Source organism: Paenibacillus sp. VT-400, from assembly GCF_001029205.1.
Taxonomy (GTDB): domain Bacteria; phylum Bacillota; class Bacilli; order Paenibacillales; family Paenibacillaceae; genus Paenibacillus; species Paenibacillus amylolyticus.
The window spans coordinates 3,617,076-3,642,704 of sequence record NZ_LELF01000067.1 but is presented as its reverse complement, the minus strand read 5'-3'; the positions used below and the strand labels follow the sequence as shown (position 1 = coordinate 3,642,704).

Annotated in this window: 22 protein-coding genes; 21 read left to right on the top strand and 1 reads right to left on the bottom strand. The window is 48.2% G+C overall.

Translation table 11 applies throughout. The annotated features are described in order from the left end of the window. The first annotated feature begins 339 nt into the window (after positions 1 to 339). From EL84_RS26670 to spoVM, 19 genes are all read left to right on the top strand, one after another. Positions 340 to 3,198 (top strand): calcium-translocating P-type ATPase, SERCA-type, encoded by a 2,859-nt coding sequence (locus EL84_RS26670; RefSeq protein WP_047843688.1) that lies wholly within the window; start codon positions 340 to 342, stop codon positions 3,196 to 3,198. Positions 3,199 to 3,380: 182 nt separating this feature from the next. Further along, a complete protein-coding gene (gene dapF / locus EL84_RS26665; RefSeq protein WP_036614947.1) occupies positions 3,381 to 4,214 on the top strand; it encodes a diaminopimelate epimerase in 834 nt (277 codons plus the stop codon). 214 nt (positions 4,215 to 4,428) lie between these two features. Continuing rightward, positions 4,429 to 6,318, top strand: a complete 1,890-nt coding sequence (locus tag EL84_RS26660) for a bifunctional homocysteine S-methyltransferase/methylenetetrahydrofolate reductase (RefSeq protein WP_047843687.1) — start codon at positions 4,429 to 4,431, stop codon at positions 6,316 to 6,318. Between the two features lie 19 nt (positions 6,319 to 6,337). Next, the gene (locus EL84_RS26655; protein ID WP_036614623.1) at positions 6,338 to 7,237 is read left to right on the top strand and encodes a YicC/YloC family endoribonuclease; all 900 of its coding nucleotides are present in this window, start codon (positions 6,338 to 6,340) and stop codon (positions 7,235 to 7,237) included. A gap of 51 nt (positions 7,238 to 7,288) precedes the next feature. Then, on the top strand, positions 7,289 to 7,549 hold the full coding sequence (gene remA, locus EL84_RS26650; protein WP_006209218.1) for an extracellular matrix/biofilm regulator RemA: 261 nt from the start codon (positions 7,289 to 7,291) through the stop codon (positions 7,547 to 7,549). A gap of 13 nt (positions 7,550 to 7,562) precedes the next feature. Then, positions 7,563 to 8,135, top strand: coding sequence for a guanylate kinase (gene gmk, locus EL84_RS26645; RefSeq protein ID WP_017687445.1), 573 nt, complete (start codon positions 7,563 to 7,565; stop codon positions 8,133 to 8,135). 157 nt (positions 8,136 to 8,292) lie between these two features. Beyond that, positions 8,293 to 8,505 carry a DNA-directed RNA polymerase subunit omega gene (gene rpoZ / locus EL84_RS26640; protein ID WP_036614619.1) on the top strand — a complete coding sequence of 71 codons (213 nt, stop codon included), beginning with the start codon at positions 8,293 to 8,295 and terminating at the stop codon, positions 8,503 to 8,505. A 138-nt stretch (positions 8,506 to 8,643) separates the two neighbouring features. Then, on the top strand, positions 8,644 to 9,879 hold the full coding sequence (coaBC, locus tag EL84_RS26635; protein WP_047843686.1) for a bifunctional phosphopantothenoylcysteine decarboxylase/phosphopantothenate--cysteine ligase CoaBC: 1,236 nt from the start codon (positions 8,644 to 8,646) through the stop codon (positions 9,877 to 9,879). Positions 9,880 to 9,882: 3 nt separating this feature from the next. Then, a complete protein-coding gene (gene priA / locus EL84_RS26630) occupies positions 9,883 to 12,432 on the top strand; it encodes a primosomal protein N' (RefSeq protein WP_047843685.1) in 2,550 nt (849 codons plus the stop codon). Positions 12,433 to 12,548: 116 nt separating this feature from the next. Continuing rightward, complete coding sequence (gene def, locus EL84_RS26625; protein ID WP_017687449.1) at positions 12,549 to 13,037, top strand: peptide deformylase; 489 nt, start codon at positions 12,549 to 12,551, stop codon at positions 13,035 to 13,037. Positions 13,038 to 13,049: 12 nt separating this feature from the next. Then, positions 13,050 to 14,003, top strand: coding sequence for a methionyl-tRNA formyltransferase (fmt, locus tag EL84_RS26620; RefSeq protein WP_047843684.1), 954 nt, complete (start codon positions 13,050 to 13,052; stop codon positions 14,001 to 14,003). Then, positions 14,000 to 15,478 (top strand): 16S rRNA (cytosine(967)-C(5))-methyltransferase RsmB, encoded by a 1,479-nt coding sequence (rsmB, locus tag EL84_RS26615; RefSeq protein WP_047843683.1) that lies wholly within the window; start codon positions 14,000 to 14,002, stop codon positions 15,476 to 15,478. Before fmt ends, rsmB begins: the two co-directional genes overlap by 4 nt. Positions 15,479 to 15,730: 252 nt before the next feature. Continuing rightward, on the top strand, positions 15,731 to 16,771 hold the full coding sequence (rlmN, locus tag EL84_RS26610; RefSeq protein ID WP_017687452.1) for a 23S rRNA (adenine(2503)-C(2))-methyltransferase RlmN: 1,041 nt from the start codon (positions 15,731 to 15,733) through the stop codon (positions 16,769 to 16,771). A gap of 7 nt (positions 16,772 to 16,778) precedes the next feature. After that, positions 16,779 to 17,555 (top strand): Stp1/IreP family PP2C-type Ser/Thr phosphatase, encoded by a 777-nt coding sequence (locus EL84_RS26605; RefSeq protein WP_036614606.1) that lies wholly within the window; start codon positions 16,779 to 16,781, stop codon positions 17,553 to 17,555. After that, positions 17,552 to 19,762: a Stk1 family PASTA domain-containing Ser/Thr kinase gene (gene pknB / locus EL84_RS26600; RefSeq protein ID WP_047843682.1), complete on the top strand. Its 2,211-nt coding sequence runs from the start codon at positions 17,552 to 17,554 to the stop codon at positions 19,760 to 19,762. The genes EL84_RS26605 and pknB overlap by 4 nt, the downstream gene beginning before the upstream one ends. 61 nt (positions 19,763 to 19,823) lie before the next feature. Further along, positions 19,824 to 20,732 (top strand): ribosome small subunit-dependent GTPase A, encoded by a 909-nt coding sequence (gene rsgA / locus EL84_RS26595; RefSeq protein WP_047843681.1) that lies wholly within the window; start codon positions 19,824 to 19,826, stop codon positions 20,730 to 20,732. A gap of 1 nt (position 20,733) precedes the next feature. Continuing rightward, positions 20,734 to 21,393, top strand: a complete 660-nt coding sequence (gene rpe / locus EL84_RS26590) for a ribulose-phosphate 3-epimerase (RefSeq protein WP_017687456.1) — start codon at positions 20,734 to 20,736, stop codon at positions 21,391 to 21,393. Between the two features lie 3 nt (positions 21,394 to 21,396). After that, on the top strand, positions 21,397 to 21,648 hold the full coding sequence (locus EL84_RS26585; protein ID WP_047843680.1) for a hypothetical protein: 252 nt from the start codon (positions 21,397 to 21,399) through the stop codon (positions 21,646 to 21,648). 167 nt (positions 21,649 to 21,815) lie between these two features. Next, the gene (spoVM, locus tag EL84_RS26580) at positions 21,816 to 21,896 is read left to right on the top strand and encodes a stage V sporulation protein SpoVM (RefSeq protein ID WP_019424875.1); all 81 of its coding nucleotides are present in this window, start codon (positions 21,816 to 21,818) and stop codon (positions 21,894 to 21,896) included. Between the two features lie 194 nt (positions 21,897 to 22,090). On the opposite strand, the gene rpmB is transcribed toward spoVM, so the two are convergent. Continuing rightward, positions 22,091 to 22,279 carry a 50S ribosomal protein L28 gene (gene rpmB / locus EL84_RS26575; protein ID WP_017687459.1) on the bottom strand — a complete coding sequence of 63 codons (189 nt, stop codon included), beginning with the start codon at positions 22,277 to 22,279 and terminating at the stop codon, positions 22,091 to 22,093. Between the two features lie 637 nt (positions 22,280 to 22,916). Here rpmB and EL84_RS26570 point away from each other — a divergent pair. Further along, entirely contained in the window at positions 22,917 to 24,728 is a 1,812-nt protein-coding gene (locus tag EL84_RS26570; protein ID WP_047843679.1) for a DAK2 domain-containing protein, read from the top strand. A gap of 28 nt (positions 24,729 to 24,756) precedes the next feature. After that, positions 24,757 to 25,620 carry a DegV family protein gene (locus EL84_RS26565; protein ID WP_047843678.1) on the top strand — a complete coding sequence of 288 codons (864 nt, stop codon included), beginning with the start codon at positions 24,757 to 24,759 and terminating at the stop codon, positions 25,618 to 25,620. Positions 25,621 to 25,629: the final 9 nt, after the last annotated feature.

Genomic DNA, 25,629 nt, shown 5'->3' with positions numbered 1-25,629 from the left:
TCTATCGAGCATCTGCATTTATCATGCCAAATGCTTCATCTATATAACTGAAACGTGCAACCAGGTATGTAAAAAAACAAGGACTGGCTACAGATTCTTCGTTGCTTGCCTGTTGAACAATGGAATTGGTACTGCGCAGAACATCGCAGACTTTTATTTTAGCCTATTCTGTCCATCAGGGAAAGGATTCACCTTCCGGGTGCTAATCACAGACCTGTCCGAATACATATAGAGCAGGTAGTTTGTCCGGCATAGTGTACAGCCTGTCGACCAGCGCGCCGGTGAGTCATGTGAGCTTATTTTGCAGATGAAATACAGACTGGGAGGGAAACTTGAAGCATGGAACATACCAAGTGGCATCAACTTAGTGATGAAGAGCTTCGTAACACTCTTGGCGTCAGCCCGCAGGAAGGATTGACGGATGAAGCTGTAGCAGAGAAGAGGAAAGTGGTCGGTTCGAATGAGCTGAGCGAGGGGAAACGCATTTCTCCAATTACATTGCTCTTGAATCAGTTCAAGGATTTTATGGTGCTGGTGTTGATGGGAGCAACGTTGGTATCCGGATTACTGGGTGAGTATCTGGATGCGGTAACGATTGTGGCTATTATCGTACTGAATGCGATTCTGGGGTTTGTACAGGAATTCCGGGCTGAACGATCTCTTCGTGCATTGAAACAGTTGTCTGCACCTCTTGCCAAAGTGCTTCGTTCAGGCCAGGAAGTACACCTTGCCGCCAAACAACTTGTCCCCGGGGATATTATCATGGTGGAGAGTGGGGACCGCATACCCGCGGATGTGCGCTGGCTGCAAACGAACAGTCTGGATGTCGAGGAATCGGCACTTACCGGGGAATCGGTTCCTGTAAGCAAACATTGCCTTCCGATTGCGGACGAGGACGTTCCGCTGGGTGATCAGAAGAATATTGGTTTTATGGGTACCATGGTCACTCGTGGTACAGCCAAAGGTGTGGTTATCCGTACGGGGATGGAGACGGAGATGGGCAAAATCGCCGATCTGATCCAAAATACGGAGGAGCAAGAAACACCGTTACAGCACAGGCTGGAGCAATTGGGCAAAATTCTGATTTTTGTCGCATTGGGATTAACCATTATGGTTGTCGTCGCAGGTATATTGCACGGACAACCAGCCGTTGGCATGTTTCTGGCAGGGGTCAGCCTCGCGGTGGCTGCCATACCGGAGGGCCTGCCGGCCATTGTAACCATTGCACTCGCACTAGGCGTGCAGCGTATGATCAAACGTAAAGCCATTGTACGCAAACTGCCTTCTGTCGAAACTCTGGGCTGTGCATCTGTAATCTGTTCGGATAAGACTGGCACGCTCACCCAGAACAAGATGACGGTAACGGATGTGTGGTTGGAGGGACGTAACATCAAGGTTACCGGGGATGGTTATGCACCTGAAGGGCAGATGCTGGAGAACGGTCGTACGGTGGAACTGAAGAGCGACCAGTCCCTGCGCAGAATGCTTCAGATCAGCGCGCTTTGCAACAATGCGAGTATTGTGGAAAGTGCTGCAAGCGAGGTGGGGAGCAAGAAAAAGGGCAAGGATACCAAAAAGGAAAGCAAGAAAAACACGAAAAAAGGTGAACTCCAAGAAGAAACCGTTCAACGAGATAATGTATTTTGGGAACTGAAAGGCGATCCGACGGAAGGAGCACTCGTCACACTGGCTTCCAAAATGGGGCTTACTCCTGCCGGACTCAAAGAGTTGTATGCCCGCCAGCAGGAATTCCCGTTTGATTCGGAGCGAAAACGCATGTCGGTCCTGGTTCATCATCAGGGAGGCCGAATGATCTATACCAAAGGTGCCCCGGATGTGTTGATCGGACACTGTAGTTATATTTTGTGGGAAGGCAAGGTTGTACCGTTCACTGGAACACTGCGGCAGAAAGTGATGGCAGCTAACGAGAGCATGGCCGGAGCGGCACTACGTGTCCTTGGAATGGCCTATCGTGAAGTGCGGCCGGAAGAAAAAGTGGCTGACGAACATGCCGCCGAAAGTCAGCTTGTCTTCGTAGGACTTGCAGGTATGATTGATCCACCGCGTCGTGAAGTGCGAGATGCGATTGCCACATGCCGCAAAGCGGGCATTCGTACCGTCATGATCACAGGTGATCATGGAACAACGGCAGAAGCCATTGCTCATCAGTTGGGGATTCTTCCCCGCGGAGGGGCTTCGTTAAGTGGTCAGCAACTGGCAGGCATGACAGACGAGCAACTGGATAAACAGGTAGAGGGCATCTACGTGTTCTCAAGGGTATCTCCGGAACACAAGCTTCGCATCGTGAAATCGTTACAGCGCAAAGGGCATGTCGTCGCGATGACGGGTGATGGAGTCAATGATGCTCCGGCGATCAAAGCTGCAGATATCGGCATAGCGATGGGCATTACAGGAACGGATGTCACGAAGGAAGCTTCGGCGCTCATTCTGAGTGATGATAACTTCTCAACCATTGTGGCTGCCATTGAAGAAGGCCGTAATATTTATGAGAACATTCGCAAGTTTATCCGTTATTTGCTGGCATCAAACGTGGGCGAAATATTGACGATGTTCTTTGCAATGATGATGGGCCTGCCGCTACCACTCGTGCCTATTCAGATTCTGTGGGTTAACCTCGTAACGGATGGTTTGCCTGCAATGGCGCTGGGGGTAGATCAGCCTGAGAAAGATCTGATGGAACACAAACCCCGTGGCGCCAAGGAAAACATTTTTGCCCGCAGACTGGGGTGGAAAATCGTCAGCCGGGGTGTGTTGATTGGGTTATGCACACTCGGAGCGTTCTGGCTTACCCTTCAGGCTGCGCCGGATAATCCGGGTCAACTGATCAAGGCACAGTCTGTGGCTTTTGCTACACTCGTTTTGGCGCAGCTTATTCATGTCTTTGATTGCCGTAGTTCGCGGTCCATCTTCCACCGGAATCCTTTACAGAACAAATATCTGGTTCTTGCGGTGATTTCATCGGTTGTACTGATGCTGGTTGTCATGTACGTTGAACCGTTACAGCCGATCTTCAAAACCGTACCTCTGGGATTGCGTGAATGGGCGATCTGTATCGTAGCTGCGGGCATTCCCACGTTTCTTATGGGCGCAGGCAGCGTCTGGGGTGGTCGTCGTAACCGCCGCCGTATGGGTGGTTCTGGCCGCTTCGTACCGAAAAGTACAAAGTTTTCGGCATAAAATCAATACCTTTTCCCTACCTATTTCGGTATGCTATCCTCAAAATGATTCAAAGCGGAAGCTTTGGCATTTTGCAGGATAGCTTTTTTGTGTAAATGCTGAATATGAATTTCTATGGTAATCCTGTAGAAGAGCAAGAATATAGCTTTGGCAGCAGACTGCCAAAAGGAGTGGGCAAGATTATGGAATTTACGAAAATGCATGGACTTGGTAACGATTTTATCGTTGTATTTGGTGAAAAGGAGCTTCCGGCAGATGCGGCAGAGTTGGCTGTGAAATGGTGCAACCGTTTCTTTGGCATCGGTGCGGACGGCCTGGTTTATATACTGCCTTCGGAGAAGGCGGACTTTCAGATGCGTATCATGAATTCGGACGGTTCGGAAGCAGAGCAGTGCGGTAATGCCATTCGCTGTGTATCCAAATATGTATACGATCATGGTCACGTGAACCAGGAGCAGATCACCATTGAAACGATTGGTGCAGGGGTACAACCTGTGAGTCTCAACATTCGTGATGGTAAAGTGGAAACTGTTCGTGTCGATATGGGCGAGCCGATCCTGAACGGTCTTCAAGTGCCTACAACGGTGGATGCCAACCCAGTGGTTGATCACTACATTGAAGCGAATGGACATGCGTTCAAATTCACCGCCGTATCCATGGGTAACCCGCATGCGGTTATCTATGTAGATGACGCTGTGAATTTTGACCTCACGACTTGGGGACCACTTCTTGAAGTGCATCCGATGTTTCCAAAAAAAATCAATGTGGAATTCGCCACAGTTCGTGACCGTGGATATGTGGATATGCGTGTATGGGAACGCGGAGCGGGTCCAACACTAGCTTGTGGAACCGGAGCTTGTGCGACACTGGTATCCTCTGTCCTGAATGGACATACAGATCGTACAGCAGTCATCAGCCTCAAGGGTGGGGATCTCCACATTGAGTGGAATGAAGCTGACAATCATGTGTACATGACTGGACCCGCTGAAGTTGTTTTTAAAGGAATCACTTCATAAAAAGTGAAAGGTTTAACCAAAGGGGCCTGCGGGCCTCTTTTTTTGTCAATAAGGATAGGTCGTGTCTCCTGTACAGAGACATATTGGGGGCTGTATGGCAAGAAAGTCCATATGAGCTGGATACTCATTAAAAACCTGTGTTTTTCTTCGTTTTTTAGCGTTTTTTGTGTTACATTAGTATGTAAATGATCACAGCTAGGCGGGGGGAAATGGGATGAAGGCGGATTTGCGCAAAGTTATGCAGGAACGGGTTCTCGTTGGAGATGGGGCCATGGGAACATTTCTGTACCAAATGGGGTTCCCGGTGGGGATTTCATATGAAGAATTAAACTTGATTTCACCTGAAGTAGTGGCGGATGTACATCGCCGTTATCGGGATGCAGGTACAGAAATATTTGAAACAAATACGTATTCTGCCAATTACGACAAGTTGTCCAAGTTCGGTCTGGAGTCCAAGGTGGAGGACGTGAACCGTGCCGGCGTACGCATCGCCAAAGAGGTAGCTGGAGATACCGGTTATGTGCTTGGTGCAGTTGGTTCCATTCGAGGTGGCAAGCGGACGAATGTGTCAACGAGTGAACTGAAACGCTTTTATCAACAACAGATCTCTGCACTGCTAGATGAAGGCGTGGATGGCATTTTGCTTGAGACCTTCTATGATATCGAGGAAATGGATATTGCCCTTTTGCAAGCGCGCAAGCTAAGTGATCTGCCCGTAATTGGACAGTTCGCGGTAGAGGATGTAGGACACACACTGGACGGATATACAATGCCTGAAGCCTTCCGGATTATGCGGGAGCAGGGCGCGGATGTCATTGGTTTTAACTGTCGCTCAGGTCCAAACGGAATTATGCGTGCCATGGAAACCGTCTCGGGACGAATTGGTATTCCAATGTCCGTCTACCCGAATGCGGGTGCAGCAGATTATGTAGATGGTGAGTTCCGTTATGGTGCGACTCCGGAGTACTTTGGTCAGACGGCAGTGCAATTTGCTGAACTGGGCGCTCGTATTATCGGTGGTTGCTGTGGTACGACACCTGATCATATCACCGCTATGAAAGAGGCGCTTGCTGACTATGTGCCTTCGCCTATTCTGGAGCCTGATCCGTCAGAATCCAAACCGCGTATTGTGTTGCATGAAAATGTGGATGAGCGTTCCGGACGTGGCGGACAGCCTACGATCGTTGATCTGGTCAAGCATCGTCACACCGTTATCGTTGAACTTGACCCGCCACGTGACTTGGACATTGCCAAGTTCATGAAAGGTGCCGAGACACTGAAAGCAGCCGGAGCCGATGCCCTGACACTGGCCGATAATTCACTCGCGGTTACACGCATGAGCAACATGGCGCTGGGTCACCTCGTTCAGGATCGCACGGGCCTTCGTCCACTGGTGCATATTGCCTGCCGTGACCGGAATCTGATTGGAACGCAGTCCCACATGATGGGGTTTGATGCTTTGAGTATTAATCATGTACTGGCTGTAACAGGAGATCCTGCAAGATTTGGCGATCTGCCTGGTTCGAGCTCGGTATACGATCTGACTTCTTTTGAAATCATACGCATGATCAAACAGTTGAACGATGGAGTAGCTTTCTCAGGTAAACCACTGAAGCAAAAAGCTGGTTTTGTAATCGGAGCAGCATTTAATCCTAATGTGAAATATTTGGAGAAAGCTGTACAACGTCTGGAGAAGAAAATTACCTCTGGCGCTGATTACATCATGACACAACCGATCTATGATCCTGAGTTGATTGTAGCAATGCACGAAGCGACCAAGCACCTGGATGTGCCCATTTTTGTAGGTGTAATGCCGCTAGCGAGTGGACGGAATGCAGAGTATCTACACAACGAGGTTCCCGGGATCCAGCTTTCGGATGAAGTGCGTTCCCGTATGGCAGGTCTGGAAGGCGAAGAAGGCCGTGCGATGGGAGTAAAAATTGCCAAAGAACTGCTGGACGTAGCAACAGCACATTTCAAAGGCATCTATCTCATGACACCGTTTATGTTCTACGGCATGACGGCCGAACTGACTCAATACGTATGGGAGAAGTCGGAGCATCAATGTCCTACTTGTTTCAACCCTAATAATCAATTACAATAGTAAAACGGATGTGATGCCGATGTCATTCAGTATGACCGGATACGGTCAATCCGCCTTTCATTTTGGCGGCTATAAGGTACAATTAGAGATCAAATCTGTTAATCATCGTTATTGCGAAGTGATGATGCGTCTGCCAAGAGAGTGGACGTATTATGAAGACGGTTTGAGGAAGATCGTACAGAGTCGTTTGAAACGTGGGCGGATTGATGTTTATGTAATGAAAGAAAAAGAGGAAGACCAGGCTCTTCCCGCTGTTCTGAATGAACAGACGGTCAGGGCCTATCTGCAGGCTGCAGAGCAACTGGAGACCCAATATGGATTGCAGGGCAAACCAAGTATTGTGGATATGCTTGGGCTGCCGGACGTCATGGTTCATTCGGATGGGACAAGTTCCATTCCCGAAGAGCAGAAGGACGAATGGGAGCGAGTTCTGCAGGAAGGATTGAAAGAGGCTCTGTCCAGCCTTGAACAGATGCGCGCTCGCGAGGGTCTTCATCTGGCCAGTGATCTGGAACGGCGGATTACCCGTCTGGAGTCACTGCATACCGAAATGCTTGATCTTGCACCGACTGTGGTAAGTGATTATCGCAACAAGCTAAGACAAAGGCTTACGGAAATGCAGGAAGAAGGCTCTTTCCCTTTTGATGAGCATAAATTGGGTATGGAAATTGCAATGTTTGCCGATCGTTCTAACATAGAAGAGGAGCTTACGCGTCTACAGAGTCACTTTGGACAGAGCAGGGAACTGCTGAAGAGTGATGAGCCCGTAGGTCGTAAGTTGGACTTTCTAATTCAAGAGATGAATCGGGAAGTCAATACGATTGGATCAAAAGCCAACCATTTGGCTCTGGTGAATCGTGTTGTCGAGATGAAGGCGGAGCTGGAGAAGATTCGTGAGCAAGCTGCGAATATCGAATGAACGGCCACATTTCGGCAAAAGAGTCGCATGTATAGGGGGAAGAACCTGATTATGGCAATCAAACTCATTAACATTGGATTCGGTAACATCGTATCGGCGAACCGGATTATATCCATCGTGAGTCCGGAATCGGCGCCGATCAAGAGAATTATACAAGAGGCAAGAGATCGTCACATGCTGATTGATGCAACGTACGGAAGACGTACTCGTGCCGTAATTATTACGGATAGCGATCATGTCATTTTGTCTGCAGTTCAGCCTGAGACGGTCGCCCATCGTCTTTCTTCGAAAGATGATGATAACGACGAATAAAATGGAGTGTAATATGTCTAAGGGATTACTGGTAGTGTTGTCCGGCCCATCTGGGGTCGGGAAGGGTACTGTATGCAGCGCTTTGCGCAAACGGGTGCCGGAATTGATCTATTCCGTATCGGCAACAACCCGTCAGCCTCGTCTTGGTGAAGAACATGGTGTGAACTATTTCTTCAGAAGTCATGAAGAGTTCCAGAACATGATTGCTGAAGATCAATTGTTGGAACATGCGGAGTATGTTGGTAATTATTACGGAACACCGCGTGATTTTGTGGAGAAAACGATTAACGAAGGCCGCGACATCATTCTGGAGATTGAGGTTCAAGGCGCGTTAAAAGTGAAAGAGAAATTCCCGGAAGGCATCTTTGTTTTCCTGCTTCCTCCTTCATTGGACGAGCTGAAAGATCGCATTCAGGGCCGTGGTACCGAAAGCCAAGCGACCATTGATCACCGGATGTCCGTGGCGGTTGATGAGATCAGTCTGCTGGAGCAGTATGATTACGCTGTTGTTAATGATGAAATTGATTTGGCGTGCAAGAGAATAGAAAGCATCATAATCGCCGAACATTGTAAGATCAATAAATAATCCCTTTTGCCGCTGCAGAATGCGATATAAGTGGGGCAGTTGTCATATCATATACTGAAGCACTCCTTCTCGGAATGCCCGGGTGTGAAGACATGCCACATCAGTTCTGTCAGGCGGCAACTTGTGATTATACTAATGCGAAGAGGTGTTTGTTAATATGCTGTATCCTTCTATTGATGAAATGATGAACAAAGTCGACAGCAAGTATTCCCTTGTTGTTGCTGCTTCCCGCCGGGCTAGACAGCTACGTGAAGGTGAAAAAACGGATTTAAGAGGTGCGAGATCCCATAAACAAGTTGGCGTTGCACTGGAAGAAATCTATGGAGACCTGCTCGTTGTCATCAAAGGACAGGACGAAGAAGAAGAGTAAGCCGCCTGCGGCTGCTCTTCAACTGCATACGGCGTAAGCCGGATTAATTGACAACCGCGAGGTTGTTATTTTTTTACGAATAAGCATATTTTAACGGAATCTTACTTAGACGTCGTATAAATATCGGGGGAAATAAACATGTTGAACGGTAAAAAAATCGTGCTTGGTGTGACTGGCGGCATAGCCGCTTACAAAGCGGCAACATTATGCAGCAGACTGGTGCAAAAGGGAGCGGATGTTCATGTGATTATGACAGCTTCCGCTACACAGTTTATTACCGAATTGACGCTGCAAACGTTGACCCGAAACACCGTATACACCGATACATTTGATGAGCGTGAGCCAGCAGTCGTATCTCATATTCATCTGGCCGATCTGGCTGATCTTGTTCTGGTTGCTCCGGCAACAGCCAATGTGATTGCCAAGATGGCGCATGGCATGGCAGATGATATGCTCTCAACAACTCTTCTTGCGACGACAGCCCCTGTCATGATTGCACCAGCGATGAATGTACATATGTATGATCATCCAGCTGTAAAGCATAATATGAACCTGCTTGTTGAACGGGGCGCCATGATGATTGAACCGGGTGAAGGTCTGCTTGCGTGTGGATATGTGGGCAAGGGACGTCTGGAAGAACCGGAGAGCATTGTGGATGTGGTAGAACGTTTCTTTGAACAGCAAGAATCTGCAGACATTAGTCGGCAGGGACAAGCTTCATTGTTACAAGGCAAGAAGGTTGTCGTTACGGCTGGAGGTACGATTGAGCGCATTGATCCAGTACGATACATTACGAACGATTCATCTGGCAAAATGGGATTTGCCATAGCCGCAGCTGCGCGTGATCTGGGGGCAGATGTGAAATTGGTTATGGGCAGTACCCAAGCCAAGCCACCGGAGAATGTTGAGTTGATCCCTGTACAGTCTGCACAGGATATGTATGAAGCGGTAACACGCGAATGGGACGATGCTGATATCGTGGTTAAGGCGGCGGCAGTTGCCGATTATCGTCCAAAGGAAGTTTATACCGAGAAGATCAAGAAGAAAGGCGACACGCTGTCGCTCGAACTTGTTAAAAATATAGATATTCTTGAAACGCTGGGCAAACAGAAGACCCATCAATTTTTGATTGGTTTTGCTGCGGAGACTCAGTCAGTTGAGATGTATGCACGTGAGAAATTGGAACGGAAAAACTGTGATCTGATCGTAGCCAATGATGTAACCCGCACGGGTGCAGGATTTGGAACAGACACCAACGCGGTACATATCTATGACCGGGAAGGTTTGGTGGAGGAGCTTCCAGTGATAGCCAAGGACGATGTGGCTCATCGGTTGCTCCGGATTGCGGCGGAGCGCATTGCCGGGAGGAATTAGGAAATGGAGATTGCCAAGGTCATAGTCGATGTTCCCGTGAAGGAAACAGACCGGCCGTTTGATTACCTGGTACCTGAATCGATGAGGGAATGGATCGAGATTGGCAGCCGGGTGGGTGTACCTTTTGGTCATCGGACGGTGCAGGGATTCGTGATTGATCTTGTGCCCCGTACCGGAGAGGAATCATTCAAGCTTAAGCAGATTCAGGAGTTGCTGGACATTGTTCCCCCGTTGTCAAAGGATTTGGTTGAGTTGGCCGAATGGATGAGTGGACGTTATGCCAGTAACCGGATTTTGTCATTGCAGGTCATGGTGCCGACGGCATTGAAAGGTAAAGCAGAGCGATACATCTCGCTGGGAGATGCACTTGATGGACAGATGGCGGGTGCACAACCGGATGATGAGGTGTTATTTGTTTGGGGAGAAGAGTCTACGACTGAGAAAGTACAGCAGGATATCATCCGTTTTGTCAAAAGTCGGGGTCAGGTACCGCTGCAACAACTGAGTCGGAAATATCCCAATCATGCTGCACTAATTAAGAAATTATTGCTTGGTGGCGTGCTGCTGGAAAGTCAGGCCATCAAGGACAAGTTAAATAAAAAAACGATGAAGTCCGTTGATCTGGCTGTAGATATTGCTGCTGCTCAGGAAGCACTTGCTTCATTCCCGGCGAAAGCACAGCGGCAGAAGGAGATTCTGGCTTTTTTGCTGGAAATGAAAGAACTGCTGCCTATGCCGATGAAAGAAGTGTTATCTACACTACAGGTATCGGCTGCAACGATTAAAGGGCTTGAGGAAAAGGGACTGATCGTCACCGAGGACGTTGAGGTCTTTCGTGACCCTTACCAGGGCAGGACGTTTAAAGCGACTGAACCGCTGGTTCTGACCGATGAGCAAAAACTTGTCTACGACAATATCAATGGCCGATTGCAGGAACAACGCCATGGGGTGTTTTTGTTACATGGTGTTACGGGAAGTGGCAAGACGGAAGTCTATCTTCAAACCATTCAACAATGCATCGAACAGGATCGGCAGGCTATCGTACTGGTGCCCGAGATTGCACTCACACCACAGATGGTAGAACGTTTTAAAGGGCGATTTGGGGACCAAGTTGCTGTTATGCACAGTCGTCTGTCTGGCGGTGAACGTTATGATGAATGGCGCAAGATTCGTGAGGGTCAGGTGAAGGTTGCAATTGGGGCGCGTTCAGCTGTATTTGCTCCTTTCAGTCGGCTTGGGTTGATCATTATGGATGAAGAACACGAGACTTCCTACAAACAGGAGGAAACTCCGAAATATCATGCCCGTGATGTAGCGGTAAAAAGAGCACAGCAGCACCAGGCCGTGGTTGTTCTGGGTTCAGCCACACCTTCGCTGGAAAGTTATTACGCTGCACGCTCGCAGAGTAATGATGATTTTGCACCACTCTTACTGGAGATGCCAACGCGGGCACTGGGTAACAAGCTGCCTGAAGTGCGGATCGTTGATATGCGTGAAGAGTTGAAGGATGGCAACCGCTCCATGTTCAGCAGGGCTTTGCACAAAGGGCTGGAGGAACGCTTGGAACGTGGTGAACAGACGGTGCTTCTGCTGAATCGCCGTGGATATTCGACCTTTGTTATGTGCCGAAGTTGTGGATATGTGGCAGGTTGTCCTGAATGTGATATTTCATTGACGTATCATCAGCGCTCGAATAATCTCCGTTGTCATTACTGCGGGTATGCGGAAGCAGCTCCTGAAGTGTGTCCAGATTGTGGAAGTGAGCATATTCGATACTTTGGTACAGGTACACAGCGGGTGGAGGAAGAGCTTGCGAAGCTCTTTCCGGGCATTCGGGTCATTCGGATGGATGTGGATACGACAACGGAAAAAGGGGCTCACGAGAAGTTGCTGAAACAGTTTCGTGAGAAAAAAGCAGACGTGTTGCTAGGCACCCAGATGGTTGCTAAGGGACTCGATTTCCCTGATGTGACCCTGGTTGGCGTGATAACAGCGGACTCAGCGTTGAATTTACCTGATTTCCGTGCTGCGGAAAAAACGTTTCAGTTGCTAACACAGGTAGCTGGCCGAGCGGGTCGGCACCAATTGCCTGGTGAGGTGTTTGTTCAGTCCTATACGCCGGAACACTACTCCATTGGCCATGCGAGTCAGCATGACTATGTGTCGTTTGTACGTGAGGAATTGCTGCACCGTCGCAATTTGCAATATCCGCCATACTGTCGCCTAATTCTGGTGACCTTTTCGCATGAACAGCTTCCGGTATTGATTCGTCTTGCCGAGAACTATACTCGAATACTGAAAGAGAAGGCTAATGCGGCTGGATGGCTCGGCAGTCTGGATCGATTCAGCAATGATGCCTTTGATGTACTGGGGCCGGTAGCGTCTCCGATTCCTCGGATCAAGAATAGATACAGATTCCAATGTATGATAAAATGGCGGGGGGATGTAGACGCCATAGGACTCGCTCTGGCTACGGCCCGGCGCATGGACGATGATGTTCAGGCGCAAAAATTGCTTATTAGTCTGGATGTAGACCCGCAAATGTTAATGTAAGCATTTTGCAGCAATGCGGATGTAAACAAGCGGTATAAACATAGATTAAAATGAATACCCCAAAAATACAGATATCGTCCTGAAATTATGATGAGGATTAGGAAGGTGCTTACAACATGTCGATTCGCATTATCGTGCAAGAACCAGATGAGGTGCTCCACAAGAGAGCCAAAGAAGTAACCAAAATTACACCAAATGTACAAAAATTGCTGGATGATATGGCTGATACCATGTACGATGCGGAAGGTGTGGGTCTTGCTGCGCCACAGGTCGGTATTTTGAAACGTCTGATTGTTATCGACGCAGGTGATGAGCAAGGGCTGATCAAGATGATTAACCCGGAGATCATTGCAAGTGAGGGAGAACAATTTGGACCTGAAGGTTGTCTGAGTATCCCTGGAATTAATGGTGATGTTCGCCGTTTCGAGACCGTTACAGTTAAAGGTCTGGATCGTGAAGGTAAAGAGCTGATTATTACGGGTAGTGGCTTGCTGTCCCGTGCATTCCAGCATGAGATTGATCATCTGGATGGCGTACTCTTTACGGATGTCGCCGAGAAAGTGTACGAAATTGCAGCCGATCAAACGGGACCGCGTCGTAATTAAGGAGTGATCGATTTGAATATTGTTTTTATGGGAACACCTGAATTTGCAGTTCCTTCTCTCGATATGCTGATGGCAGAGGGATACAATGTGGTGGGTGTGGTGACTCAACCTGATAAACCACAGGGACGCAAAAAAGTACTTACGCCAACACCGGTTAAGGCCGCGGCAGAACGCCACGGTCTGCCGGTGTTTCAACCTGTTAAATTGCGTGATCCGGAAGCGGTAGCCCGCTTGGCTGAATGGAAGCCGGATCTGATCGTAACCGCGGCCTTTGGACAGATTCTGCCCAAAGCCGTGCTGGATATGCCTGTTCGTGGTTGTGTGAACGTGCATGGCTCTCTTTTACCGAAATATCGGGGAGGAGCACCGATTCAACGTTCCATTATTAACGGGGAATCCGTGACAGGAGTCACATTGATGTATATGGCTGAAGGCTTGGACACCGGAGATATGATCTCGCGTGTGGAACTGCCAATTACGGATGAAGATACATCAGGATCGATGTTTGATAAATTAAGTGAGGCTGGTTCCAAACTGCTTCAGGCAGAAATGCCACGATTGATTACAGGCGAGACAACGGCGGTCCCTCAGGATGATGCTGAGGCTTCGTATGCTCGCAATCTGACTCGGGATGACGAGAAAATGGACTGGAGTCGTACTTCACGTGAACTGTTCAATCAGATTCGTGGTCTTGTGCCGTTCTCCGGTGCATTTACGATGTGGGATGATCAGGTCTTCAAAGTTTGGGCTGCGGCTAATCCCGATCAGGTGGACCTAGAAACTTCTTCAGATGCTGGACAAGCAGAGCCGGGAACGGTGCTGCAATTGAATAAGGCAGGGATTGAAGTCCGCACAGGCAATGGATCTCTCTGGTTGACTGAAGTGCAGCCAGCAGGTAAAAAAGTGATGCAGGCCGCTGACTTTGCTCGCGGTGGTACACTGAAACCTGGAACGGTGCTGCGATGAGCGGTAATATACCAGGTCGTTCGTCAGGAAAAGGCCAGAAAGCTAATGGGAATTCATCCGGACGTGAAGGAAACCGTCGTCCGAATTCGGGTAAATCGGGTGGTGCATCGCGCTCCCAGCAACCCAAAACATCTGCTCGTACATTGGCAGTCAAGGTTCTGAGTGCTGTTGAGCAAGATGGAGCATACAGTAATCTGGAGTTGAACCGCCGTCTGAAAGAGGCGGATTTAAGCCCCGCAGATGCTGGACTAGCTACCGAATTGGTGTATGGAACAATCGCCAGATTGAATACACTTGATTATTTTCTGGAACGTTACGTCGCCAAAGGAGTATCCAAACTGCAACCATGGGTTCGTAGCCTGCTGCGAATCAGCGTCTATCAGATGATATACCTGGATCGTATTCCGGAGCATGCCGTGGTGAGCGAAGCGGTTAATCTGGCGAAGAAACTGGGCCATCAGGGAATCTCGGGTATGGTGAATGGAGTGCTCCGCAATATGATCCGCAATCGGGATGAACTTCGTATTCCAGAACATCTGCCCGCTGCAGAACGTATTTCACTGGAGCATTCCCACCCGTTATGGATGGTTGAACGCTGGATTGCCCAGTACGGCGAAGAGACAGCGGAAGCGATCTGTCGTGCGAATAATGAGCCGCCAGCGGTGAGTGTCCGGGTCAACACAACAATGACCACACGGGAGAAACTGATGCATGAGATGACCAGTACAGGTGCAGTCGTTGAGGCTTCTCAGCTGAGTTCCGATGGAATTCTTGTACGTAGTGGCGGAAACATGGCTCTAACGTCCTGGTATCGGGACGGGTTGTTCTCTGTACAGGACGAAAGTTCCATGCTTGTCGCTGAAGCAGTTGCGCCAGAAGTAGACCAACTTGTATTGGATTGCTGCGCAGCTCCAGGTGGTAAAACAGCTCATATGGCTGAGAAAATGCAGGATCGCGGTCGTATTGTCGCGAATGATGTACATGCACACAAGCGCCAGCTGATCCTGGATCAGGCGGAGCGTCTCGGTCTGACTTGTATCGATGCTGTAACTGGAGATGCACTAGACCTGAATGAACGGTACCCGGAAGCGTCGTTTGACCGCATTTTGCTGGATGCACCATGTTCAGGTCTGGGTGTTATTCGCCGCAAGCCTGATGTGAAATGGACCAAAACCGTAAAAGATATCGAAGATATCGCAGGCTTGCAACGTGAATTGCTTGATCAGGTTGCGCCGTTGTTAAAACCAGGTGGTATTCTGGTGTATAGCACGTGTACGATTGAGCCTGCTGAGAATGAGGATATGGTTGCAGACTTCTTGAATCGACATCCGGAATACAGCCCAGCAGAAGCATCCGTCTGGTCTGAATCGGAGACAGCGAACTTGAAGGTTGTGAACGGTGGTATTCAGATTTTGCCACAATACGCTCACAGTGACGGATTTTTCATCGCACGGTTGACAAAAACAGTGGAATAACAGTTTAATAGAGCACGGAAGTATGACCGCCGAGGGGAACTTCGGCGGATTTCTTTGTGATGGGACTTCGATATAATTGTCAGAGAATGTGGTGACAGGGTGCGATGGCGGCATTGAGATGTTATAATGCATGAAGTACAGATATCAAGGGTATACATGGATGTAACGTGGTCTTTGTGATAGAATAGGACGAATGGAACGAAAAGAAGGAAGCCAACGAAAAGAAAAGAAGGAATAGGTGTTGACAACAAAATGAAACCTTTTATATATGATTATTCTCTGGAACAACTGCAGCAATGGGCTGTGGAGAATGGGGAGCCGGCGTTTCGCGGTGGCCAAATCTTTGACTGGATTTATGTAAAACGCGTGAATGATTTCAGTGAAATGACCAATCTGTCCAAGCCATTGCGTGAAAAACTGACAGAGCAATTTGAATTTGTAACGCTTAAGGAAATTACCAAGTTTGAATCCAAAGATGGAACGGTTAAATTCCTCTTTGGTCTTCATGATGATCATGCCATTGAGACAGTAATCATGAAGCATAACTACGGGAACAGCATCTGTGTAACCACACAGGTTGGTTGTCGTATTGGTTGTACGTTCTGTGCATCCACATTGGGTGGACTCAAGCGTAACCTTACGGCTGGGGAGATTGTTGCACAGGTTGTGCAGGCTCAGAAAATTCTGGATGAACGCAACGAGCGTGTCAGCAGCATCGTGATCATGGGTTCGGGTGAACCTTTTGAAAACTATGAAGCTACGATGACTTTCCTGCGCATTATGATTCATGAAAAAGGGCTGAACATCGGTCAGCGTCACATCACGGTATCCACGAGCGGAATCGTTCCGAACATCTACAAGTTTGCAGATGAAGATACACAGATTAACCTCGCCATTTCGATCCATGCACCAAATGATGCACTGCGTTCGAAATTGATGCCGGTTAACCGTCGTTTTCCTTTTGAAGACGTGATGGAGTCCCTTCGTTATTATCTGGCCAAAACAGGTCGGAGAATTACGTTCGAGTATGCACTTATTGGTGGGGTAAACGATCAGCCAGAGCATGCAGCAGAACTGGCAAGTGTGCTTAAGAACATGTTGTGCCACGTGAATCTGATTCCGGTTAACCATGTACCTGAACGCAAATATGTAAGAACATCGAGAAGCGACATTTTCAATTTTCAGAAGATTCTCTCGGAACAGGGTGTTAATGTAACCATTCGTCGTGAACAGGGACATGATATTGCTGCCGCTTGCGGTCAGCTTCGTGCAAAGCATATGGAGTTGAGGTGAGAACGTTTTGATCAAAACAGTTCATGTGAGCCATATCGGACGAGTGCGTTCGGTGAATGAAGATTCAGCCTGGATTCGTAATCTCGATACAGGATATATTCTGGGTATTGTTGCCGATGGCATGGGTGGACATCTTGCAGGGGATACGGCAAGCCGCTTGGCAGTAGAGACGTTGGTGAAAGATCTGGGAACACTGGAACCAGGTCTGTCACATGCGTCTCTGTCTGCGGCTCTCAGCGATGCTATTTTGCATGCCAACGAAGTTATCTTCCGCACGGCATCAACAGATGACAAGTATCACAACATGGGAACAACGGTAGTTGCGGCTTTATTGAACGATACGGAAGGTGTTATTGGACACATCGGTGATAGCAGAGCCTACAAAATTGCGAACAAAGCTGTGATCCAGCTAACCGAGGACCATACACTGGTGAATGAATTGTTCAAAAATGGTCAGATTAGCAAAGAGGATGTGTCCCATCATCCACGTCGCAACGTACTAACTCGTGCGCTTGGAACAGATGCCGAGGTGAAGGTAGATCTGGATACCGTCAAGCTGGAGGAAGGCGAAGTTCTTCTCCTGTGCAGTGATGGTCTCAGTAACCTGGTCAGCAATGAGCAGATTATTCAGGTTGCCGGCAATCTGGAACTGGCATTGGAAGATCGTGCAGACCGACTGCTTCAGTTGGCTTTACTTGCTGGGGGAGACGACAACATCACGGTTGCTTTGTTCGAGTTGCAGAGGGAAGGTTCCGTGGATACGGAAACGGGGTGTGAGTCATGATTGGGCACCAGCTAGGCGGACGCTATGAAGTGATTGAGCGTGTCGGTGGTGGCGGCATGGCTCTTGTGTACAAAGCCCAGGATCTTCTGTTGAACCGGAATGTAGCGATCAAAGTTCTTAGACAACAGTTTGTGCATGACGAAGAGTTTATTCGCCGTTTCCGCAGGGAAGCACAGTCGGCAGCATCGCTGTCTCATCCGAATGTAGTCAGCATTTATGACGTGGGGCAGGAAGATGACGTTCATTATATTGTCATGGAGTATGTGGAAGGCAAAAACCTGAATGAAATTATTAAAGAACGCGCCCCTCTGCAGGTGGACGAATCGGTGAGAATCGCTTCCCAGATTGCAGATGCTCTTGATCATGCACATCATAATCAAATCATTCATCGGGATATCAAACCACACAATATATTAATTGGCCGGAATGGCCGTGTGAAAGTAACGGATTTCGGGATTGCCCGTGCGGTTACATCTACAACGATTACGCAGACCGGTTCCGTAGTTGGTTCTGTACATTACTTCTCACCAGAGCATGCCAAAGGCATCGTTACTGGTGAAAAATCGGACTTATATTCTCTTGGGATCGTACTTTACCAAATGCTTACCGGGCAACTTCCGTTTCTGGGTGAAAGTCCAATCAGTGTGGCATTGAAGCATTTGCAGGAAGAGTTCGATGAACCACGCAAATTCAATCCATTGATTCCGCAAAGTGTGGAAAATGTCATCTTAAAATCCATGCGTAAAAATCCGCAGGAACGTTATCAGTCGGCCAAAGAAATGCAGACCGATCTGGAAACTTGCCTGATGCCGGAGAGACGAAATGAAACGAAGATTGATTTTCCGGATGAGGATGATATAGACCAGACTCGCGTAATGCCAGCGATCAAGCCTGAACCGCGTGGAGTTACATCGACGGGTGCGGTGCCTGTGATGGAGTCTGACGAAGAAACTGACAAGGGTAAAGCGAAATCGAAGAGCTGGAAGAAGCCAGCTCTACTCATTTCATTAACCGTTCTTATTCTAATCGCCATGGTGGGTGTTGTATGGTATGTCAAGGGTATGTTGGTTGTACCTGAAGTTACCGTACCTAACGTGATCACCCAGACTGAAGAAAAGGCTCGGGAACTACTTGAGGAGAAAGGACTCGTCGTCAGTGATGAGGTCATCCGTCTGTACCAGGAAGGTGTCGAACCCGGTATTGTGTTTGACCAGAGCAGAAAAGAAGGCGATGTTGTCAAAGAAGGCTCCGAGGTCCAGATCAGTGTTGGTGCAGAAAAAGAACTGGTGAAGATGATTGATGTCAAACAAGAAACTTATGATGAGGCTGTCAAGAAGTTGACTGCACTTGGCATTAAGGAAGATCAGATTCAGCGGAAAGATGACTTCTCCAATGATGTGGCTTCAGGTTCTGTTATTTCCCAGACACCGGGTGTCAATGAGGAATTTGATCCAGAGACAGTTCAGATTGAGTTAACCGTAAGTAAAGGCACTGAAACGGTCAAAATGCCTGATCTGAAAAATCTTACCCGCAGTGAAGCCGAAGAAAAACTTAAATCTGCTGGACTTGAGCTTGCTCAGGTACAGGAAGAACAAAGTTATACGGTAGAAAAGGGCAAAGTGACGCAGCAATGGCCTGTGGAAGCGGGCGCAGATGTGAGTCCTGGCGATAAGATTACAATCTTTATCAGCACAGGGTATCCACCTGAAGCGCTGCAATATCCTTTTGATATCAATGTATCACCCAAAGAAGAGGGAAAAAACAGTAAAATCCGTATCACATATGAAGATGCACGTGGCAAGAATCAGGAATGGGGAACTCGCACCGTGAACTCAACCCAGATCTTGACCATTCCACTTGTACTCGCTCCAAATGAAAATGGGGCTGTGTCCGTCTATCGTGATGGACAGTTCCTGGATACGTATCTTGTCTCCTACAGTGAAGCCAAAAACGGAACAGTAAACGTACCTTCCATTGACCCGGAACAAAGCACTGAGACGCCGCCAGAAAATGAGCCTGATCCAGGTGAAGGTAGCGTTGATGAGGGAAGCGTTGATTCCAATCAGGAAGGTGAACCTGAGTCCACACCGGCAGACGGTGAGGGTGAAAGCGTAGATGAGGACACTTCTGCCATGAATAATGGTAAGGGGCACGGCAAGGAAAAAGAGAAGAAAAAGGAAGTCATTAACGCATCAAGCCGTCCATAAGGGCGGCTTATGCTGGCGTCTGGAGTAAATGTACCACCATCTAAAGGAGGGCGTCGGAGCTATGCCAGAAGGTATCATCGTTAAAGCGCTAAGCGGTTACTATTATGTCATGCCAGTGGAAGACAACGGGGTTCCTTCGGTTGAAGGTTCCGCCGTTCAATGTCGAGCCAGAGGTATCTTCAGAAAGCGGGGAACATCACCGCTTGTAGGTGATCGCGTCAGCTACATGTTGACTGAGAACGGAGAAGGAACGGTTGATGAAATTCGGAAGCGTGAGACGGAACTTATCCGTCCTCCTGTAGCCAATGTAAGTTTGGCTGTTCTCGTGTTCTCTGTGAAGGAACCGGATATGAACCTGAACCTGTTGGACAAGTTCCTTGTTCACATCGAGCAGGCGGGGTTGGATGCACTCATTGTGTTGACCAAACTGGATTTGGCTGATCCATCCAAAGACACTGTTGCTGAAGTGAAAGCATTGTATGAACAGGTTGGTTATGAAGTGATCTCCACAAGTTCACGTACCGGTGAAGGCAGTGAATTGCTCAGAGACCGTCTGGCTGGTAAGATCAGCGTATTCTCCGGACAATCCGGTGTAGGCAAGTCTTCGATGTTAAATGCATTGATGCCGGGCCTGACGCTGGAGACAAATGCGATCAGCATGCGTCTAGGACGAGGGAAACACACCACCAGGCACGTGGAGCTTATTCCGTTGGATAATGGTGGATTTGTTGCGGATACGCCGGGATTCAGCCAACTGGACTTTCTGGAGATCGGTGTGGAGGAACTCTCCACTTGTTTCCGGGAATTCGCCCAGTTTGCAGATCAGTGCAAATTCCGAGGTTGTACCCATACACATGAACCAGGCTGTCGTGTGCTTGCGGCCAAGGAGGAAGGTCTGATCTCCGAAAGCCGATATCAGCACTATGTGCTGTTCCTGACTGAAATGAAAGATAAGAAGCGGAGGTATTAACATGATTAAAATTGCCCCATCGATATTATCAGCTGATTTTGCCCGCCTTGGTGCGGAAGTTGCAGAAGCTCAAGCTGCAGGAGGAGACTGGATTCATGTTGACGTTATGGACGGTCATTTCGTCCCTAATATTACGCTTGGACCTGCGATTGTGAAGGCAATCGCTCCACATACAAGCTTGCCGCTCGATGTGCATTTGATGATTGAGAATCCGGAGCGTTATGTTGAGGAATTTGCCAAAGCGGGTGCAGCGGTAATTACCGTTCATGCTGAGGCTTGTGTGCATTTGCACCGCGTTATTCATCTAATTAAGGAGCAAGGAGTGAAGGCAGGAGTTGCCCTTAATCCAGGAACGCCAGCATCTGCCATTCTCGAAGTTCTGGATGATGTGGACATGGTTCTTGTCATGACGGTCAATCCTGGCTTTGGCGGACAGGCATTCATCTCGGGTACGATGAACAAAATCAAGCAGATTCGTACTTGGTTAAACGAAAAGGGACGCCATGATGTACATATCGAAGTAGATGGCGGAATTGCTGCCGATACAGCCCCGCTTGTGGTGGAAGCTGGAGCAGATGTGCTCGTTGCCGGGAGTGCCGTATTTGGCCGTGAGGATCGTGCTGCCGCGATTACTGAAATACGCCGTAGCTACGGAGGCTGATCTATGACCCTCAAGGAGACACTGTGGACGATGGCTGCGAGTCTCGTGACGGGACTTGTGCTTGCTTTGTTTGCGGTTATTCAATCCCCGTTCAATGCCATCACGTCATTAATCGGGGTAGGCGTTGTTATTATGTATTTCCGCAAATTTGATCGTACGGGACATCGGGTTACTTTTGTCATATTCGGCATACTGTATTATTTACTGAGTGTTTTCATGATCGCTGCCTATCAATATATTCCTGCCCAAACGTAAATGACCTGATCTTCGGGCTTGTCATTGTGGAATAGGGATCGAAGGTTCCGCATAAATATGGTTACATGAGCAGGTTTCTCATGTAGCCTTTTTTGTCGTGTTTGAGGTAAAGAAGGCCTGAAGCATAGGATACGGCGGACGCATGAGCATGATGGGGAGGGTGAATTATGAAATTTTACACATTCAAACTGCCGAAGTTTTTGGGAGGGTTTGTAAAGGCGATTCTTAATACGTTTCAAAAGAACTGATCCGATTGATAAGGTAACAGGGAATACCGCCGCTTTGGCTCAGTCTTATCTGGAATTCGTACCTGCGAAGCGCCATGCGGCGGCCATTCACATGTTAATGAGCGTATTCAAGAATCCCTTTTTTGAATACCAAAAAAGCACCTGCAAGGAACAAGGTGCTTTTTGCTTACCCGATTTATAGTAGCTTTGCGTGATTATACGCGAGTCACTTTACCGGCTTTCAGTGCACGGGTGCTTACGTATACACGTTTTGGTTTGCCGTCAACGAGAATGCGGACCTTCTGAACGTTTACGCCCCAAGTACGACGGTTACGGTTGTTAGCGTGGGATACGTGGTTACCGGTGCCCGGTTTCTTACCTGTCACATAACATTTGCGAGACATAGATTACACCTCCTATCCTAAAATAACCAGTTGCCTTCAGAAACGAAAAGTCATTCCATAAGGACTAAATTGTTCTTCCTGATCATAAAGATCAGGTTTCAGTAGCTAATGGCGTTGTTTAAGCCGGCATGAACCGGATCATTTCCATTACTTAACCTGCATAAAACAATACTTGAATATAATATCATAATTAAAAAAGCTTCGTCAACTGATCCAAAAACTTTATTTATTTCTCCTGTCTAATATAGTACAATGTTGAGTAGTCCATAATACAGTGGTGAACAGGCTGTTGCCGCGAGGAAGTCGGAGAATAAACCGTACTTAGAGGTCGGTGGTCTGCTTTTTGGCAACGCTGTGAGCTGCGGCATTCCATCATTGGCACCAGTCTCCATGCGGCATTCATGCCGGCTCTTGATACCGGTGCATATCCGTATGCCCCGAAGTTAGGGGTGCAGAGAGTGCAGGATATTGGTAGCCCGGCCGCCCAGACCGTTAATCCGGCTGACATGTTGTATTGTATGCCTGTGCCGGACAAGGTATGGACGAAGAATAACGCAGTCCGCGTTAGCGCATGAACAGACCAGACACATCTTGGTGCAAGGTGTTCGTGTATCAAGCTAGGAAGGGGAATTCTCACTTGAGTATACGTTCTTTAAATGGAACAGATTTCACCGCAATGGTACTTGCCGGAGCGGAACAACTTGGACAGCATGCAGAGCACGTCAATTCCCTGAATGTTTTCCCTGTGCCGGATGGTGACACGGGAACGAACATGAATTTGACAATGAGTGCAGGAGTCGCAGAGATTAAAAGAAAAAGTTCTGCCTCCATCGGCGAAGCTGCCGGTATTCTATCGAAAGGCCTGCTTATGGGCGCACGGGGGAATTCAGGAGTTATTCTGTCGCAATTGTTCCGTGGTTTTAGTCGTTCAGCTGCTCCCTATGAGGAACTGAATACGCTCCAATTTGCAGCAGCCCTGCAGAACGGTGTTGACGCAGCTTACAAAGCAGTCGTAAAGCCCGTTGAAGGGACCATTCTTACCGTAGCCAAGGAAGCGGCGAAACATGCCAACTACTACGCAAGACGGACGAATGATATTACTGAATTAATGAATGAAGTTTTGTTAAAAGCAAAAGAAGCGCTGGCAATGACTCCGGAATTACTGCCTGTACTGAAACAGGTTGGTGTTGTGGATTCAGGTGGTCAGGGGCTTGTATATATCTACGAGGGCTTTATGGAAGTATTGCTGCAAAGTGACGGAGGGAGTCGTACTTCGCTGAACAAAGAAGTAACCCCATCCGTGGCAGCATCTGCTTTGAAACCGGCTGCACCGACAGAAGTGGATATCAAGAAGCCTGCACAGCAGCAGGTGATTGCACCGGAGATGCCATTGTCTGCTCAGGCGAGACTGGAAACGGAAGATATTGAATTCCTGTATGATATGGAATTCTTCATTAATCGTGAGCTTGGAGAGAACGCAGGAGTGGCATTTGATGACGAAGCATTCCGGAAAGCGTTGTCAGTTAATGGGGATTCGATCATCATCATTGCCGATGATGAAGTCATCAAAGTTCATGTCCATTCCAAGACACCAGGCGATGTATTAAACTTGGCGCTGCATTATGGTGAGATTACACAGATTCATATTCTCAATATGCGTGAACAGCATCGGGATCTCCTCACAGCAGGCATGGACATTGCTCCATCACCTGAATTGTTTGCAGAGATTCCACCTGAGGCAGCGCGCAGTATGGAAGAGGCTGTGCTTCCTGCAGATGAGATGGCACCGTATGGTTTTATTGCGGTATCCTCCGGTGACGGTATTGCAGAGATTTTCCAAAGTCTTGGCGTTGATGTTGTTCTGTCCGGTGGACAGACAATGAATCCGAGTACTGAGGATTTTGTAAAAGCCGTTCGTTCCATTGCTGCGGAGCAGGTATTTATACTCCCGAATAACTCGAATATTGTACTGGCTGCGGAGCAGGCTCGTGAATTGCTTGAAGATGAGCGCCGGATTACGGTTATTCCAAGCAAGACCATTCCACAGGGAATGGCTGCTGCTTTTGCTTTCCAGGAAGATGAGTCTGCGGAAACAAACCGTGACCAAATGTTGGAGGCCATCAGCCGGGTACAGTCCGGTCAAGTGACTCATGCGGTTCGTGATACGCAATATGATGAATTGGATATCAAGGCGGGGCACTATATCGGTATTCATAACTCCAAAATTGTAGCGACGGATGAAACTATGCTTCAAGCATGTGAAGGTCTGCTCAAACAGATGATGGAGAGTGGAGATGAAGTGGTGACGATCCTTGAAGGGGAAGAAGCTGACCCTGAGGTTACTGCTGCCCTCGCTGCATGGCTTGAAGTACAGTATCCTGATGCTGAGGTAGAGGTACATCTTGGAGGACAGCCTGTGTATTATTATTTGTTCTCCGTAGAGTCCTAATAGCACTCTAGCGAAGAGGAGGAGAGTCATGAGCCACAAGGTTACGATAGTAACAGACAGTACGGCAGATATTCCCGAAGAACTCATTCGCAAATACGGGATTCATATTGTTCCGCTACGTGTTCTGTTCGGTGAAGAGACCTATGCAGATGGCGTTGATCTGACTTCGGAACAGTTCTACGAAAAGTTGAAGAAGGTATCTGTGTTGCCAACAACTTCACAGCCATCTCCAACCGATTTCATGAATGTGTACCAATCACTTCTTGATGAGAACCCGGAACGTCCGATTGTATCGATCCACCTGTCATCCGGCATGAGTGGTACATATCAATCGGCCATGCTTGGCAAGTCTTTGCTGGAGCGTGAGGGTGACATCACCGTGCTGGATTCGAAGTCAGCATCTTATGGATATGGTCTAATGGTGGTACAGGCTGCTGAACTTGCCGAACAGGGCAAGTCAGCAGTCGAAATCGCTGCGGCTATTGAAGGGATGCAAAAATCTCGCAAGTTGTTCTTTCTTGTAGATACTCTGGAGTATCTGCAAAAGGGCGGTCGGATTGGCAAAGCTTCAGCCATCTTGGGAACGTTGCTTAACATTAAGCCGATCCTGTCTATTGATGAAGAAGGCGTTATCTACGCAGTTGAGAAAGTCAGAGGTCATAAAAAAGCAATGGCACGCATTATAGAGCTGTTCCAGAAGGATCTTGCAGGCAAACGGGTTAACCTGGCGGTAGGTCATACCGCTGACCCGGGATCAGCGATCGCTTGTGCAGAGCAGCTGCGGGGTCATTTTACACTGAATGAAGTGATCTATACCAATATTGGAGCCGTAATAGGCAGTCATGTTGGACCTGGTGTCATTGCGATCTTTATGTGGCCTGTTCCGGAATGAGGGATTAGA

What these genes read in the sequence shown, in the direction of transcription:
- EL84_RS26585 (WP_047843680.1), top strand. Translation starts at nt 21,397, where the DNA reads ATGACCCTCAAGGAGACACTGTGGACGATGGCTGCGAGTCTCGTGACG.
- dapF (WP_036614947.1), top strand. Translation starts at nt 3,381, where the DNA reads ATGGAATTTACGAAAATGCATGGACTTGGTAACGATTTTATCGTTGTA.
- gmk (WP_017687445.1), top strand. Translation starts at nt 7,563, where the DNA reads ATGTCTAAGGGATTACTGGTAGTGTTGTCCGGCCCATCTGGGGTCGGG.
- rsgA (WP_047843681.1), top strand. Translation starts at nt 19,824, where the DNA reads ATGCCAGAAGGTATCATCGTTAAAGCGCTAAGCGGTTACTATTATGTC.
- EL84_RS26565 (WP_047843678.1), top strand. Translation starts at nt 24,757, where the DNA reads ATGAGCCACAAGGTTACGATAGTAACAGACAGTACGGCAGATATTCCC.
- coaBC (WP_047843686.1), top strand. Translation starts at nt 8,644, where the DNA reads ATGTTGAACGGTAAAAAAATCGTGCTTGGTGTGACTGGCGGCATAGCC.
- EL84_RS26660 (WP_047843687.1), top strand. Translation starts at nt 4,429, where the DNA reads ATGAAGGCGGATTTGCGCAAAGTTATGCAGGAACGGGTTCTCGTTGGA.
- rsmB (WP_047843683.1), top strand. Translation starts at nt 14,000, where the DNA reads ATGAGCGGTAATATACCAGGTCGTTCGTCAGGAAAAGGCCAGAAAGCT.
- priA (WP_047843685.1), top strand. Translation starts at nt 9,883, where the DNA reads ATGGAGATTGCCAAGGTCATAGTCGATGTTCCCGTGAAGGAAACAGAC.
- pknB (WP_047843682.1), top strand. Translation starts at nt 17,552, where the DNA reads ATGATTGGGCACCAGCTAGGCGGACGCTATGAAGTGATTGAGCGTGTC.
- def (WP_017687449.1), top strand. Translation starts at nt 12,549, where the DNA reads ATGTCGATTCGCATTATCGTGCAAGAACCAGATGAGGTGCTCCACAAG.
- EL84_RS26655 (WP_036614623.1), top strand. Translation starts at nt 6,338, where the DNA reads ATGTCATTCAGTATGACCGGATACGGTCAATCCGCCTTTCATTTTGGC.
- rpmB (WP_017687459.1), bottom strand. Translation starts at nt 22,279, where the DNA reads ATGTCTCGCAAATGTTATGTGACAGGTAAGAAACCGGGCACCGGTAAC.
- spoVM (WP_019424875.1), top strand. Translation starts at nt 21,816, where the DNA reads ATGAAATTTTACACATTCAAACTGCCGAAGTTTTTGGGAGGGTTTGTA.
- rpoZ (WP_036614619.1), top strand. Translation starts at nt 8,293, where the DNA reads ATGCTGTATCCTTCTATTGATGAAATGATGAACAAAGTCGACAGCAAG.
- remA (WP_006209218.1), top strand. Translation starts at nt 7,289, where the DNA reads ATGGCAATCAAACTCATTAACATTGGATTCGGTAACATCGTATCGGCG.
- rpe (WP_017687456.1), top strand. Translation starts at nt 20,734, where the DNA reads ATGATTAAAATTGCCCCATCGATATTATCAGCTGATTTTGCCCGCCTT.
- rlmN (WP_017687452.1), top strand. Translation starts at nt 15,731, where the DNA reads ATGAAACCTTTTATATATGATTATTCTCTGGAACAACTGCAGCAATGG.
- EL84_RS26670 (WP_047843688.1), top strand. Translation starts at nt 340, where the DNA reads ATGGAACATACCAAGTGGCATCAACTTAGTGATGAAGAGCTTCGTAAC.